Genomic DNA, 13,848 nt, shown 5'->3' with positions numbered 1-13,848 from the left:
ACCAGGAACACGAGCGTGGCGATGCCGAGGGCGACGCCGCGCACCTCGACCGGGACGGCATCGCCGACTGCGGCCATCAGCGCCGGCTGACCCAGGCCGAAGGCAAGGGTCACCAGGACGACGGCCGACACCAGCCCGGGCGCGGACCCGGCGGCGGCGCCCAGGGCGGCCGCCAGCAGCGCGACCGTCGCCGTGACCCCGGAGATGACCAGCGACCGGGCCGGGCCCAGTCGGGCCAGCAGCGGGCCGGCCAGCCGGGGGGCGAGGAAGCCGGTGAGCGCGCTGGGCAGCAACGCCAGGCCGATGCGCAGCGGCGTCCATCCCTCACCGGCCAGCACGGAAGGGACGGCGATCAGCAGCGCGAACCAGGCGGCCGGGACGGCCGAGGCAGCCAGCGCGCTGCGCACCACCACCGGCTCCCGGACGACGGCCGAGGGCAGGAACCCCTCTGGCCGGCGGCGCACCTGCGCGGCGACCGCCGGGATGCCCAGCGCGAGGAGCGCGGCACCGACGACGGCGATCACCACCCCCGACGCCGGGGACTGCACCAGCAGCACCAGGCCGGCTGCGGTGCCGGCGACCAGGATCGCACCCAGCACGTCCAGCCGGGCCCCGGTCCCGTCGGTGGGGACCGCGCGCCACAGCACCGGCACCAGCAGCAGCCCGAGCGCCGGCAGCACCACGACCGCGCGCCAGCCCGCGACGTCGGCGACCAGGCCACCGGCCAGCGGCCCGAGCGCGCTGACCGCCGCCGCGGTACCGGCGACCCGGCCGAGCGCGGCGGTACGCACCGCGCCGTCGTACTTCGCGCTGACGATCGCCATGCCGAGCACCGGGACCGCTGCTGCGCCCATCCCCTGGAGCAGGCGGGCACCCAGCAGCACCGGGTAGCTGGGGGCCAGTCCGCCGAGCACCGCGCCCGCGGTCATCAGGCCCACGCCGACGACCAGTGGCAGCCGGATGCCGGTCAGGTCGGCGATCCGGCCGTACACGGCTGTCGCCACGGCCAGCATCAGCGCGTAGAGGCTGATCACCCAGGAGACGCCACCGGTGGTCAGGTCGAGGTCGGCGGCGATGGCCGGCAGCGTGACCGCGACCGCAGCACTGCCCATGCCAGCGAGGCCGAAGAGGGACCCGACCAGACCGGCGATGCGGCCGGCGTCGGTCGAGGAGCCCATGACCGGCAGCCAACCACGCGCGGACCGGGCCCTGCTCCTCGGCCGCATGATCCTGAGGAGCGCTAAGGAAGCGCTACGGTGCCCGGATGACGCGACGCGTGTTCTCCGGTGGCAGGGTCCTCGACGGCACGGGCGCCCCGGCGGCGCCTGCCGACGTGGTGGTCGAGGGCGGCCGGATCGTCGAGGTCGGGTCCGGGCTGGACGGCGACGAGGTCGTCGACTGCACCGGCGCGACCGTGCTGCCGGGCCTGTTCGACTGCCACGTGCACGTGATGATGAGCGGCGTCGACACGCTGCGCCAGCTGCAGACGCCGTTCGGCTACGGCTACTACGAGGCGCTGCACAACCTGCGGCGCACCCTCGCGCAGGGCATCACCTCGGTCCGCGACGCCGGCGGGGCCGACCTGGGCGTCGCCGAGGCGGTCCGGAGCGGGCTGATCGCCGGCCCGCGGATGCAGATCGCGATCAGCATGCTGTCCCAGACCGGCGGGCACGGCGACGGCTGGCACGTCTGCGGCGCCGACCTGCCGATCTTCGCCCCGCACCCGGGCCGACCGGCGACCGTCGTCGACGGCCCGGACGAGATGCGGCGCACCGTGCGCCAGCTGCTGCGGGCCGGCGCCGACGTGATCAAGGTGGCGACGAGCGGCGGCGTCCTCTCGGCCCGGGACGACCCGCGGCACCCGCACTTCCGCGCGGCCGAGCTCGACGTCCTGGTGGAGGAGGCCGAGGCGGCCGGCGTGTACGTCATGTCGCACGCGCAGGGCGCCGGCGGGATCAAGGCCGCCGTGCGCGCCGGGATCCGCTCCATCGAGCACGGCATCTTCCTCGACGACGAGGCGATCGACCTGATGCTGCAGCGCGGCACCTGGCTGGTGCCCACCCTGGCCGCGCCGCGCGCCGTGCTGGCGGCGGTGGCTGCCGGCGCCTCGCTGCCGCAGACCGTGATCGACAAGGCCCGCAACGTGCAGGCGGCCCACGACGAGTCGATCGGCCGGGCGATCGCGGCCGGGGTGAAGGTCGCCATGGGCACCGACAGCGGCGTCGGTCCGCACGGTGACAACCTCACCGAGCTGGGCCTGATGGCCGACTGCGGGATGCGCCCGGAGCAGGCCTGGCACGCCACCACCCTGTCGGCGGCGGAGCTGCTCGGCGTGGCCGACCAGCTGGGCAGCCTCGAGCCCGGCAAGCGGGCCGACGTCGTCGTCCTGGAGGGCGACGCCACCGACCTCACCGGCCTGTCCGGCCGGGTGCGCGAGGTCTGGCGGGACGGCGAGCTGGTGGCCACCGGCGGCGCGACGGTCGAGGCGGGGACCGTCGCACCGCGCTGAGCCGACCGGTCAGGCGGCGGCGGGGTCCTCGGCCTGGGCGGGGTCCTCGGCCTGGGCGGGGTCCTCGGCCTGGGCGGGGTCCTGCCCCTGGCCGAGGAACCGGGCGTACAGGACGGCCGCCAGGACCCCACCCAGCACCGGGCCGAGGACGTAGGCCCACGCGCCGTCGAAGGTGCCGGCCACGATCATCGGGCCCAGCGCGCGGGCCGGGTTCACCGCGCCGCCGGACAGCGGACCGGCCACCAGCACGCAGACGGCCAGGGTGAACCCGACCGCCAGGCCCGCGGCGCCCTTGGCCACCCGGCTGTCGGTGGCCACCGAGACGATGACCAGCACGAGGAAGAAGGTCACGACCGCCTCGATGACGAACACGGTCAGCGTGCTGACCCCGCCACCGGGCAGGGTCGCGGCCAGCGAGGCGGAGTCCCGGGCGGCGTCCCCGTAGGTGAGCCACACGGTGAGGCTGGCCAGGACGGCACCGCCGAGCTGCGCCGCCAGGTAGGCCGGCACGTACTTCCACGGGAAGGCCCCGGTGACCGCCAGCGCCAGGGTGACGGCGGGGTTGAGGTGGGCGCCCGACACGTGACCGAGCGCGTTGACCAGCGCCACGAGGGCCAGGCCGAAGGCCAGCGCGATGGCCAGCGAGTCGGCCGTGCCGCCCGCGATCGGCTGGTCGAGCAGCGCGGCGACGGCGACCGAGGTGCCGGCGAGGACGAGCAGGTAGGTGCCGATCAGCTCCGCGATCGCGACGCGCGGGACGTTCTGGGTGGTGCTGCTGCCGTAGAGGCCGGACATCGAGTGGTTCTCTTCTCCCTGTCGGACGGCCGCCGGTCCTGGGCGGCCCGGGCCAGTGTCAGCGACCGATGGCCCGCCCGCTGGGCGAGCCGGGCGCGGACCCGTCAGGTACGGCGGGGCTCGTCGGCCTCGGCGGGGGCGGTGCGCCCGGTGTCGTCGGTGTGCACCGCGGCCTCACCGCCGGCCACCCGCGGCCGCTCGTCGTCGTCCGGCGTCTCGCCGCGGGTCTTGAGCAGGCTGGCGACGGTGGCGATGATCAGCACGCCGAGGATCACCGTGAGGGACAGCCAGATCGGGATCTCCGGGACCGCCTCGAGGTGCTCGCCGCCGTTGATGAAGGGCAGCTCGTTCGAGTGCAGCGCCTCCATGATCAGCTTGACGCCGATGAAGGCCAGGATCACCGCCAGGCCGATCGAGAGGTAGACCAGCCGCTTCAGCAGCCCGCCCAGCAGGAAGTAGAGCTGGCGCAGGCCCATCAACGCGAAGATGTTCGCGGTGAAGACGATGAACGGCTCCTTGGTGAGCCCGAAGATGGCCGGGATGCTGTCCAGCGCGAACAGCAGGTCGGTCGTGCCCAGCGCCAGGAACACCACGATCATCGGCGTCCAGTGCTTCTTGCCGTCCTGGGTGACCCGGATCTTGCTCTCGTGGAAGTCCTTGGTGATCGGCAGGACCTTGCGCATCCGCCTGATGAGCGCGTTCTCCTCGTAGTCCTCGTCCTCGTTCCGGTTCCGGACCAGGTTGATCGCGGTGTACACGAGGAAGGCGCCGAAGATGTAGAAGACCCAGGTGAACCGCTCGATCACCGCGGCGCCCAGCAGGATGAAGATCCCGCGCAGCACCAGCGCGATGATGATCCCGACCATCAGGACCTCTTGCTGCAGCTTCCTGGGCACCTGGAAGCGCGCCATGATGATCACGAAGACGAACAGGTTGTCGACCGACAGCGAGTACTCGGTGAGCCAACCGGCGTAGAACTCGGTCGCGAACTGGGTGTTGGTCACCGCGAGGACGACCGCCCCGAACACCAGCGCGAGCGCGACGTAGAAGACGACCCAGGCGGTCGCCTCCTTCACCGACGGCTCGTGCGGACGGCGGACGACGAGGGCCAGGTCGGCGAGCAACAGGACCGAGAGCCCCACGAACGTCGCGATCTCGAACCAGACGGGGAGCTCCACGGGACCCGACTCTACGGGTCACTCCCCAGGTGTACCGGCCAACGAAATGGTTCCCGCGGCCGCACCCGGCGCGGGCCGGGGACGACGTCCCGTCGTCCCCGGCCCAGGTGCCGGCTGTGCGGTCAGTCGGTGTGCGCCGAGGACGGCGCCGGGGCCTGCTGGGTGCTCCCGGTGCTCGCTGCGGTGGCCCCGCCGGTGACCTCGGAGGCGGCGGCGTCGTCCCGGACCCGCCGGCGCTCGCGGACCTTGCGGTCGTGCCGCAGGCTGGTCAGCGTCGTCACCAGCAGGGTCACCAGGATGACCGCCAGGGACAGCCAGGTCGGGATCTCCGGGATGACGGTGATGTGCTCGCCGCCGTTGACCCAGAACAGCTCGTTGGTGTGCAGCGCGTGGATCACGAGCTTGGCGCCGATGAAGGCGAGGATCACCGCGAGGCCGTAGGCCAGGTAGACCAGCCGGTCGAGCAGACCGTCGATGAGGAAGAAGAGCTGCCGCAGACCCAGCAGGGAGAAGGCGTTGGCCGCGAAGACCAGGTAGGTGTCCTGGGTGAGGCCGAAGATCGCCGGGATCGAGTCGACGGCGAAGATGATGTCGGCGGTGCCGATGGCGATGAGCGCGATGGCCAGCGGGGTGATGTACCGCTTCCCCTGCAGCCTGACCGTCATCTTGTCGCCGTGGTGCTCCTCGGTCGTCGGGACGACCTTGCGCACCAGCCGGAGGGCGGCGTTCTCCTGGTACTCCTCCTCGCCGTTGTGCCCACCGCTGCGGGCCTGCACCCAGGCGGTGTAGATGAGGATGGCGCCGAAGAGGTAGAAGACCCAGCTGAAGTTCTCGATCGCCGCCGCGCCGATGAGGATGAAGACCGTGCGCAGCACCAGCGCGAAGGTGATGCCGAAGAGCAGCACCTTCTGCTGGGCGATCCGCGGGACGCCGAAGCTGGCCATGATGAGGACGAAGACGAAGAGGTTGTCCACCGAGAGGCTCTTCTCGGTGATGTAGCCGGCGAAGTACTCACCGCCGGGGGTCGCCCCGCCGAACCAGAGCACCAGCAGCCCGAAGACGACGGCGATGCCGATGTAGACCGCCGACCAGGTGGCCGCCTCGCGGAGCGTGGGTGCGTGCGGGGTCCGGACGTGGCCGACGAAGTCGAAGACCAGCATCCCGACGATCGCGGCGATGGTGACTGCCCAGATCCAGAAGGGGACGTCCATGGGTGAGTTCCTCCGGTGCTACTGGCTGATGCGTCAGTACCCGGAGGTCTCTCCCACCGACCACGATCCGGTCGGCCGGCAGCGCCGGAGGTCATGGGACCTCGTGTTGACGACGGTGCCGCGGCGGGATACTCCCCTCCACGTCGAACCGGTCCGGCACAGGCGCCATCGCCCGACGGAACGCGGTTCGTCTCCCGGTGAACGCTCGACGGCCGCCCGGGGTTCCCGGCCCTGGCCCCGCTGCAGGTCCCTCCGCGAGCTCGCGAGCGGTGGGGGGCAGAGGGGTCCTCCTTCAGGCGTGGGCGGCGTCGAACTGCCGCAGCTCGCGCTTGAGCTCGTTGAGCTCGTCGCGCAGGCGGGCGGCCACCTCGAACTGCAGCTCGCGAGCAGCCGCCAGCATCTGCTCGTTCATGGTGGTGATCATGTCGGCCAGCTCGTTGCGCGGCAGGCCCTGCACGTCGATCGACCCGGCCTTCGCCCTGCTCTTCGACGACAGCCCCGGCACCGGCGACTTGCCCCGCGACTGCTGCCGGCCCGAGCCGCCCAGCAGCTCGGTCGACGCCTCGGCGTCCTCCGCGGCCTTGTAGATGCCGTCGAGGATGTCGACGATCTTCTTGCGCAGCGGCGTCGGGTCGATGCCGTGCTCGGTGTTGTAGGCCATCTGCTTCTCGCGACGGCGGCTGGTCTCGTCGATCGCCTGCGCCATCGACGGGGTGATCTTGTCGGCGTACATGTGCACCTGACCGGACACGTTGCGCGCGGCGCGGCCGATCGTCTGGATCAGTGACGTGCCCGAGCGGAGGAAGCCCTCCTTGTCGGCGTCGAGGATCGCCACCAGCGACACCTCGGGCAGGTCGAGGCCCTCGCGCAGCAGGTTGATGCCGACCAGCACGTCGTACTCGCCCTGCCGCAGCTCGCGCAGCAGCTCGACCCGGCGCAGCGTGTCGACCTCGGAGTGCAGGTAGCGGACCTTGATGCCCAGCTCGAGCAGGTAGTCGGTGAGGTCCTCGGACATCTTCTTGGTCAGCGTGGTGACCAGGACCCGCTCGTCCCGCTCGGTGCGCAGCCGGATCTCGTGCACCAGGTCGTCGATCTGGCCCTTGGTCGGCTTGACCACGACCTCGGGGTCGATCAGCCCGGTGGGCCGGATCACCTGCTCCACGACGTCGCCCTGGACCCGGCCGAGCTCGTAGTGCCCCGGCGTCGCCGACAGGTAGACGGTCTGGTGGATCCGGTCGGTGAACTCCTCCCACTTCAGCGGCCGGTTGTCCATCGCCGAGGGCAACCGGAAGCCGTGCTCGACGAGGGTGCGCTTGCGGCTCATGTCGCCCTCGTACATGCCGCCGATCTGCGGCACGGTCACGTGCGACTCGTCGATGACGAGCAGGAAGTCGTCGGGGAAGTAGTCGATGAGGCAGGCGCCGGCCGAACCGGGCGAGCGGCCGTCGATGTGCCGGGAGTAGTTCTCGATGCCCGAGCAGAACCCGACCTGGCGCATCATCTCGATGTCGTAGGTGGTGCGCATGCGCAGCCGCTGGGACTCCAGCAGCTTGCCCTGCTTGTCCAGCTCGGCGAGCCGCTGCTCCAGCTCGGCCTCGATGGTCTGGATCGCCCGCTCCATCCGCTCCGGGCCGGCGACGTAGTGGGTGGCCGGGAAGACGAACAGCTCGTCGACCTCACGGACGACCTCGCCGGTGAGCGGGTGCAGGTAGTACAGCCGCTCGATCTCGTCGCCGAACATCTCGATCCGGCAGGCGAGCTCCTCGTAGACCGGGAAGACCTCGATCGTGTCGCCGCGCACCCGGAAGGTGCCGCGGGTGAAGGACAGGTCGTTGCGGGTGTACTGCTCGGTCACCAGGGTGCGCAGCAGCTCGTCGCGGTCGCGCTGCTCCCCCACCTTCACCTTGAGCGCGCGCTCGACGTACTCCTGCGGCGTGCCCAGGCCGTAGATGCAGGAGACGGTCGACACGACGATCACGTCGCGGCGGGTGAGCAGGCTGTTGGTCGCCGAGTGCCGCAGCCGCTCCACCTCCTCGTTGATCGAGGAGTCCTTCTCGATGTAGGTGTCCGTCTGCGGGACGTAGGCCTCGGGCTGGTAGTAGTCGTAGTAGGAGACGAAGTACTCGACGGCGGCGTCGGGCATCAGCTCCTTGAACTCGTTGGCCAGCTGCGCCGCGAGGGTCTTGTTCGGTGCCATGACCAGCGTCGGGCGCTGCACCTGCTCGATCAGCCACGCGGTGGTCGCCGACTTGCCGGTGCCGGTGGCACCGAGCAGGACGGTGTCGGTCTCCCCCGCGTTGACCCGCTCGGCGAGGGCCTGGATCGCCGTCGGCTGGTCACCGGAGGGCTCGAACTCGCTGACGACCTTGAACCGCCCGCGGGTGGGCCGGATGTCGGTGGAGGTGGACACGCCGACGACGGTACGACGGGGGTGCGACAGAACGGGACCTCCCGGCGTGCGGGGACCGTTCGGCCGTCCGCTGCGCTGGTCAGCGGGCTGCCGCGAGCGGGGCTGGCAAACTCCGAGCCCACGGTGCCCGTGCGAGGCGCACCCCACACGTGTCCTGCGTCATGCCAGGTGTGCGGGGGCCCGACTGCGGGCATCCGACAGCGAACCCCCCGGTTCAGCTGCCACGAACCCTGCCCCTGCGCCTGCGCCGGGGCGCTCAGCAGGAGGACGACCTTCCCCATGACCACCCAGGTGTGGCCCGGTTCCGCTTATCCGCTCGGAGCGACCTACGACGGCACCGGCACCAACTTCGCGATCTTCAGCGAGGTGGCCGAGAAGGTCGAGCTGTGCCTCTTCGACGAGGCCGGCAACGAGACGCGCATCCGGCTGCCGGAGATGGACGCCTACGTCTGGCACGCCTTCATCCCCGGCATCCAGCCCGGGCAGCGCTACGGCTTCCGGGTGCACGGCCCGCACGACCCCGCGCAGGGCCAGCGGTGCAACCCGGCCAAGCTGCTGCTCGACCCGTACGCCAAGGCCATCGACGGCCAGATCGACTGGGACGAGTCGGTCTTCGGCTACCGCTTCGAGAACGGCGAGAAGAACGACGACGACTCCGCGGCGCACATGCCGAAGTCCGTCGTCATCAACCCCTACTTCGACTGGGGCGTGGACCGCCCGCCGAAGACGCCGTACAACAAGACGGTCATCTACGAGGCCCACGTCAAGGGCCTGACGATGACCCACCCGCGGGTGCCGGAGGCGCTGCGCGGCACCTACGCCGGCGTCGCGCACCCCGCGGTCATCGAGCACCTGCAGAGCCTGGGCATCACCGCCATCGAGCTGATGCCCGTGCACCAGTTCGTGCAGGACGACACCCTGCAGCAGAAGGGCCTGCGCAACTACTGGGGCTACAACACGATCGGCTTCTTCGCGCCGCACAACGAGTACGCGCAGGACACCGACGGCCAGCAGGTGCAGGAGTTCAAGGGCATGGTCCGCGCCCTGCACGAGGCGGGCATCGAGGTCATCCTCGACGTGGTCTACAACCACACCGCCGAGGGCAACCACATGGGCCCGACGCTGTCGTTCCGCGGCATCGACAACCAGGCCTACTACCGGCTGGTCGAGGGCGACGAGCAGTACTACATGGACACCACCGGCACCGGGAACTCGCTCAACGTCGCGACCCCGCAGTCGCTGCAGCTGATCATGGACTCGCTGCGCTACTGGGTGACCGAGATGCACGTCGACGGCTTCCGCTTCGACCTCGCCTCGTCGCTGGCCCGCCAGTTCCACGAGGTCGACCGGCTGTCGGCGTTCTTCGACCTCTGCCACCAGGACCCGATCGTCAGCCAGGTCAAGCTGATCGCCGAGCCGTGGGACATCGGCGACGGCGGCTACCAGGTGGGCAACTTCCCGGCGCTGTGGACCGAGTGGAACGGCAAGTACCGCGACACCGTCCGGGACTTCTGGCGCGGCGAGGACGCCACCATCGGCGAGTTCGCCAGCCGCATCTCCGGTTCCGCCGACCTGTACCAGCACTCCGGCCGCCGCCCGGTGGCCAGCATCAACTTCGTCACCGCCCACGACGGCTTCACCCTCAACGACCTGGTCTCCTACAACGAGAAGCACAACGAGGCCAACGGCGAGGACAACAACGACGGCGAGAGCCACAACCGCAGCTGGAACTGCGGCGTCGAGGGGCCGACCGACGACCCGGACATCCTCGCGCTGCGCGCGCAGCAGCGGCGCAACTTCATCGCCTCGCTGATGCTCAGCCAGGGCGTGCCGATGCTGCTGCACGGCGACGAGCTCGGGCGCACCCAGGGCGGCAACAACAACGGCTACTGCCAGGACGACGAGATCACCTGGATCGACTGGGAGAACGTCGACGAGGGCCTGCTCGAGTTCACCAAGCTGGTCACCAAGCTGCGCACCGACCACCCGACCTTCCGGCGCCGGCGGTTCTTCCACGGCCGTCCGGTCCGCCGGGAGGAGGGCGACCCGGTGCAGGACATCGCCTGGCTGACCCCGGCGGGCGAGGTCATGAGCGACGACGACTGGGACGTCGGCTTCGCCAAGTCGCTGGCCATGTACCTCAACGGCCACGGCATCCGGGAGACCGACGAGCGCGGTGAGGACGTCGTCGACGACTGCTTCTACCTCGCGTTCAACGCCTCCCACGAGGCGATCGAGTTCACCCTGCCCGGCAGCGACTACGCCGAGGGCTGGACCGTCGTCGTCGACACGGCCGAGCTCGAGGAGGTCGAGCCCGTGCAGGTGAAGGCCGGCGAGACGCTGACCATCGCCCCGCGCGCCACCGTCGTGCTGCAGGCGGCGCCGTGAGCGAGCCGACGGACGGCCGCCGCCGCGAGGTGCCCGCGGGCACCTACCGGCTGCAGGTGACCGCCGACTTCACCCTGGACGACGCCGCGTCGGTGGCCGGCTACCTGGCCGACCTCGGGGCGACGCACGCCTACTCCTCGCCGCTGCTCCGCTCGGCGAAGGGCAGCACGCACGGGTACGACACCGTCGACCACGCGCACATCGACGAGCCGCGCGGCGGGCGGGCCGGTCTCGACCGGTTCGTCGCCGCGCTGCACGAGCGTGGTCTCGGCCTCGTCCTGGACCTCGTGCCCAACCACATGGGCGTCAGCGACCCGGCCGAGTCCGGCTGGTGGTGGGACCTGCTGCAGCACGGGCGGGACAGCGCCCACGCCGACGCCTTCGACGTCGACTGGGACTTCGGCGGCGGCCGAATCCGCATCCCCGTCCTGGGCAGCGCGGACGACGTCGCCAAGCTCGAGGTGGCCGACGGCGAGCTGCGCTACTACGACAACCGCTTCCCGATCGCCCCCGGCACCGGGAGCGGGACCCCGCAGGAGGTGCACGACCGGCAGCACTACGAGCTGGTCGACTGGCGGCGTGCGGACGACCAGCTCAACTACCGCCGGTTCTTCGCGATCAACACCCTCGCCGGGCTGCGGGTGGAGGACCCGGAGGTCTTCCGGGCCACCCACGCGCTCGTCGCCGAGCTGGTCGGGAACGGCTCGGTCGACGCGCTGCGGATCGACCACCCGGACGGGCTGGCCGACCCCAAGGGCTACCTGGACTCCCTCGCCGAGGCCACCGGCGACCGGTGGACCGTCGTCGAGAAGATCCTCGAGCCCGGTGAGGAGCTGCCGGAGAGCTGGCAGACGGCCGGGACGACGGGGTACGACGCGCTCACCGAGGTGGACGGCGTCCTCGTCGACCCGGCCGGCGAGGCGGCGATGACCGCCCTGGACAGCGAGCTCGCCGGTGCGCCGGTCGACTACGCGCAGCTGGTGCACGACTGCAAGCGCGAGGTCACCGATGGCATGCTCGGTTCGGAGGTGGCCCGGCTGCAGCGGATCGTCGGCGAGCTGCCGGGCGTGCCGGCCGAGCAGATCACCGAGGGGCTCGCGGAACTCCTGGCCAGCTTCCCGGTCTACCGGAGCTACCTGCCCGACGGCCGGGAGCACCTGGACGAGACCGTCGCCGCGGTCAAGCAGCGGCGGCCCGAGCTGACCGCGGCCGTCGACGGCCTGCACCCGTTGCTGGGCACCGCCGGGACCGAGCTGGCCACCCGCTTCGAGCAGACCTCGGGGCCGGTCATGGCCAAGGGCGTGGAGGACAGCGCCTACTACCGGTACGCCCGGTTCGTCGCGCTGAACGAGGTCGGCGGCGACCCGGCCCGGTTCGGGACGACGGTCGCGGAGTTCCACCGGGCGCAGCAGCACCGGGCCGAGGTCAAGCCGGCCTCGATGACGACGCTGTCCACCCACGACACCAAGCGCAGCGAGGACGTGCGGGCCCGGCTCGCCGTCCTGGCCGAGCAGCCGACCGAGTGGGCGGAGCTGGTGCGTCAGCTGCTCGACCGGCACCCCCTGGCCGACCGGTCGCTGGCGCACCTGGTGTGGCAGAACCTGGTCGGCGCCTGGCCGCTGTCCCGCGAGCGGGCGCACGCCTACGTGGAGAAGGCCGCCCGCGAGGCCGGCACCTCGACCACCTGGACCAACCCGGTGCAGGAGTTCGAGGACCAGCTGCACGCGCTGGTCGACGCGGCGTACGACGACGAGACGACGCACGCCGCGATCGAGGACGTCGTCGCCCGGATCGCGCCGTCCGGCTACAGCAACTCGATGTCGCAGAAGCTGCTGCAGCTGACGATGCCCGGCGTCCCGGACGTCTACCAGGGCACCGAGCTGTGGGACTTCTCGCTGGTCGACCCGGACAACCGCCGTCCGGTCGACTACGAGCTCCGCCGCGGCCTGCTGGCCCGGCTGGACGAGGGCTGGGTGCCGCCGGTCGACGAGACCGGCGCGGCGAAGCTGCTGGTCGTCTCCCGGGTGCTCCGGCACCGGCGGGACCACCCGGAGGCCTTCGCCGGCTACACCCCGCTCGAGGCCACCGGGACGGCGGCGGACTCCGTCGTCGCCTTCGACCGCGGCGAGGTCGTCCCGGTGGCGACCCGGCTGCCGGTGCGCCTGGCGGCCACCGGCTGGGGCGACACCGCGCTGCAGCTCCCGACCGGCGCCTGGCGGGACCTGCTCACCGGCGCCCGGGTTGTCTCGGCCGCCGGCGGGGCCCCGCTGACCGAGGTGCTCGCCCAGCTCCCGGTCGCCCTGCTCGTCCGGGAGTGAGAAAGGGCACACAGGTGTCCTGGCAGTGACGTGAGGTGACGGGCCGGGGACGTGCAGGTGTCCCCGGCCCGGCCTGTCGCAGAGCGTCCTGGGGCGGATGCCGGAACGTCGCCGGCACCGGGAGCGAGACCCGCGAGTCTCGCCTACCGTTCTCGGCGTCCCGGGCCACACCGGCCGGGCACGAGGCGCCGGACCGCCGAACCCCGTCCGCCGGCAGCCTGACATCGACCCACCCAGGACGGGGGCGGGGGACCCACTTCCGACGCGCCTGCGCGTCTAGGGGTGAAGCCGTGCCGTGCCCTCAGGGCACCGGCCGGCCGGGCACCGATTCGCCCGAACCCGACAGCTCACCTCGTAGGCGGTGATCGGGAGGATCACCCATGTTCGAGTCCCTGCACGTCCGCGCCCGCCGCACCGTCGCGGGCGGGGCCGTCGCCCTCGGCGCTGCCGCCGTCGGCATCGGCCTGCTCGCCGCACCTGCTTCCGCAGCGGCGACGCACGACTGGACCGGTGTCGCCGACTGCGAGTCCGGCGGCAACTGGAGCATCAACACCGGCAACGGCTACTACGGCGGCCTGCAGTTCTCCCAGAGCACCTGGGCGGGCTACGGCGGCACGGCGTTGGCCGCGCGGGCCGACCTCGCCACGCCGGCGCAGCAGATCGAGATCGCCGAGAAGGTCCTCGTCGGTCAGGGCGTCGGTGCCTGGCCGGTCTGCGGCAAGTACCTCACCGCGGGCACCACCCCCGCGGCCGGCGCCCCGGCGCCGGCTCCGGCCCCCGCGGCGGCCCCTGCTGCGGCTCCGGCCGCGTCCGCGGGCGGTTCGTACACCGTGCAGCCCGGCGACACCCTCTCCACGATCGCGTCCGCCCACGGCACGACCTGGCAGGCGCTCGCCGCGCTGAACTCGTCGACCGTGAGCGACCCGAACCGCATCGCCGTCGGACAGGTGCTGGCCGTCTGAGCACACCGGGCAGCCGGGGCACCGCCCCGGCTGCCCGGAGCACGGGACGGTTGAGGGCCCGGCCCGCGGGCATGATG

Annotated in this window: 9 protein-coding genes and 1 riboswitch; of the genes, 4 read left to right on the top strand and 5 right to left on the bottom strand. The window is 71.7% G+C overall.

Annotation, left to right across the window (positions count from 1 at the left end; genetic code table 11):
* Nucleotides 1–1,178 (bottom strand): MFS transporter (locus tag FHL80_RS23705; protein ID WP_216871001.1); only part of this gene is annotated, 1,178 nt, incomplete at its 3' end.
* An 86-nt stretch (nt 1,179–1,264) separates the two neighbouring features.
* On the opposite strand from FHL80_RS23705, the gene FHL80_RS23700 reads away from it, so the two are divergent.
* Nucleotides 1,265–2,509 carry a metal-dependent hydrolase family protein gene (locus FHL80_RS23700; protein ID WP_138735789.1) on the top strand — a complete coding sequence of 415 codons (1,245 nt, stop codon included), beginning with the start codon at nt 1,265–1,267 and terminating at the stop codon, nt 2,507–2,509.
* Nucleotides 2,510–2,518: 9 nt separating this feature from the next.
* Here FHL80_RS23700 and FHL80_RS23695 read toward each other — a convergent pair whose 3' ends face one another.
* The 4 genes from FHL80_RS23695 to uvrB all read right to left on the bottom strand — a co-directional run bounded on the left by FHL80_RS23695 (nt 2,519) and on the right by uvrB (nt 8,103).
* Entirely contained in the window at nt 2,519–3,304 is a 786-nt protein-coding gene (locus tag FHL80_RS23695; protein WP_138735788.1) for an MIP/aquaporin family protein, read from the bottom strand.
* 104 nt (nt 3,305–3,408) lie between these two features.
* Nucleotides 3,409–4,482 carry a TerC family protein gene (locus FHL80_RS23690; RefSeq protein WP_138735787.1) on the bottom strand — a complete coding sequence of 358 codons (1,074 nt, stop codon included), beginning with the start codon at nt 4,480–4,482 and terminating at the stop codon, nt 3,409–3,411.
* Nucleotides 4,483–4,604: 122 nt separating this feature from the next.
* Nucleotides 4,605–5,693, bottom strand: coding sequence for a TerC family protein (locus tag FHL80_RS23685; protein ID WP_138735786.1), 1,089 nt, complete (start codon nt 5,691–5,693; stop codon nt 4,605–4,607).
* A gap of 292 nt (nt 5,694–5,985) precedes the next feature.
* Nucleotides 5,986–8,103: an excinuclease ABC subunit UvrB gene (gene uvrB, locus FHL80_RS23680; RefSeq protein ID WP_138735785.1), complete on the bottom strand. Its 2,118-nt coding sequence runs from the start codon at nt 8,101–8,103 to the stop codon at nt 5,986–5,988.
* Nucleotides 8,104–8,382: 279 nt separating this feature from the next.
* Here uvrB and glgX point away from each other — a divergent pair, with 279 nt between their 5' ends.
* From glgX to FHL80_RS26865, 3 genes are all read left to right on the top strand, one after another.
* Nucleotides 8,383–10,491 carry a glycogen debranching protein GlgX gene (gene glgX / locus FHL80_RS23675; protein WP_138735784.1) on the top strand — a complete coding sequence of 703 codons (2,109 nt, stop codon included), beginning with the start codon at nt 8,383–8,385 and terminating at the stop codon, nt 10,489–10,491.
* Complete coding sequence (gene treY / locus FHL80_RS23670) at nt 10,488–12,809, top strand: malto-oligosyltrehalose synthase (protein ID WP_138735783.1); 2,322 nt, start codon at nt 10,488–10,490, stop codon at nt 12,807–12,809. The genes glgX and treY overlap by 4 nt, the downstream gene beginning before the upstream one ends.
* Before the next feature lie 215 nt (nt 12,810–13,024).
* Nucleotides 13,025–13,186: riboswitch (cyclic di-AMP (ydaO/yuaA leader) on the top strand.
* A 3-nt stretch (nt 13,187–13,189) separates the two neighbouring features.
* Nucleotides 13,190–13,771, top strand: a complete 582-nt coding sequence (locus tag FHL80_RS26865; RefSeq protein ID WP_138735782.1) for a LysM peptidoglycan-binding domain-containing protein — start codon at nt 13,190–13,192, stop codon at nt 13,769–13,771.
* The last annotated feature ends 77 nt before the right edge of the window (nt 13,772–13,848 follow it).

The sequence above is a fragment of the Modestobacter excelsi genome, from assembly GCF_005930495.1.
GTDB lineage: Bacteria > Actinomycetota > Actinomycetes > Mycobacteriales > Geodermatophilaceae > Modestobacter > Modestobacter excelsi.
This window is presented reverse-complemented; position numbering and strand designations above follow the sequence as displayed.

What these genes read in the sequence shown, in the direction of transcription:
- FHL80_RS23700 (WP_138735789.1), top strand. Translation starts at nt 1,265, where the DNA reads ATGACGCGACGCGTGTTCTCCGGTGGCAGGGTCCTCGACGGCACGGGC.
- FHL80_RS23695 (WP_138735788.1), bottom strand. Translation starts at nt 3,304, where the DNA reads ATGTCCGGCCTCTACGGCAGCAGCACCACCCAGAACGTCCCGCGCGTC.
- FHL80_RS23685 (WP_138735786.1), bottom strand. Translation starts at nt 5,693, where the DNA reads ATGGACGTCCCCTTCTGGATCTGGGCAGTCACCATCGCCGCGATCGTC.
- glgX (WP_138735784.1), top strand. Translation starts at nt 8,383, where the DNA reads ATGACCACCCAGGTGTGGCCCGGTTCCGCTTATCCGCTCGGAGCGACC.
- FHL80_RS26865 (WP_138735782.1), top strand. Translation starts at nt 13,190, where the DNA reads ATGTTCGAGTCCCTGCACGTCCGCGCCCGCCGCACCGTCGCGGGCGGG.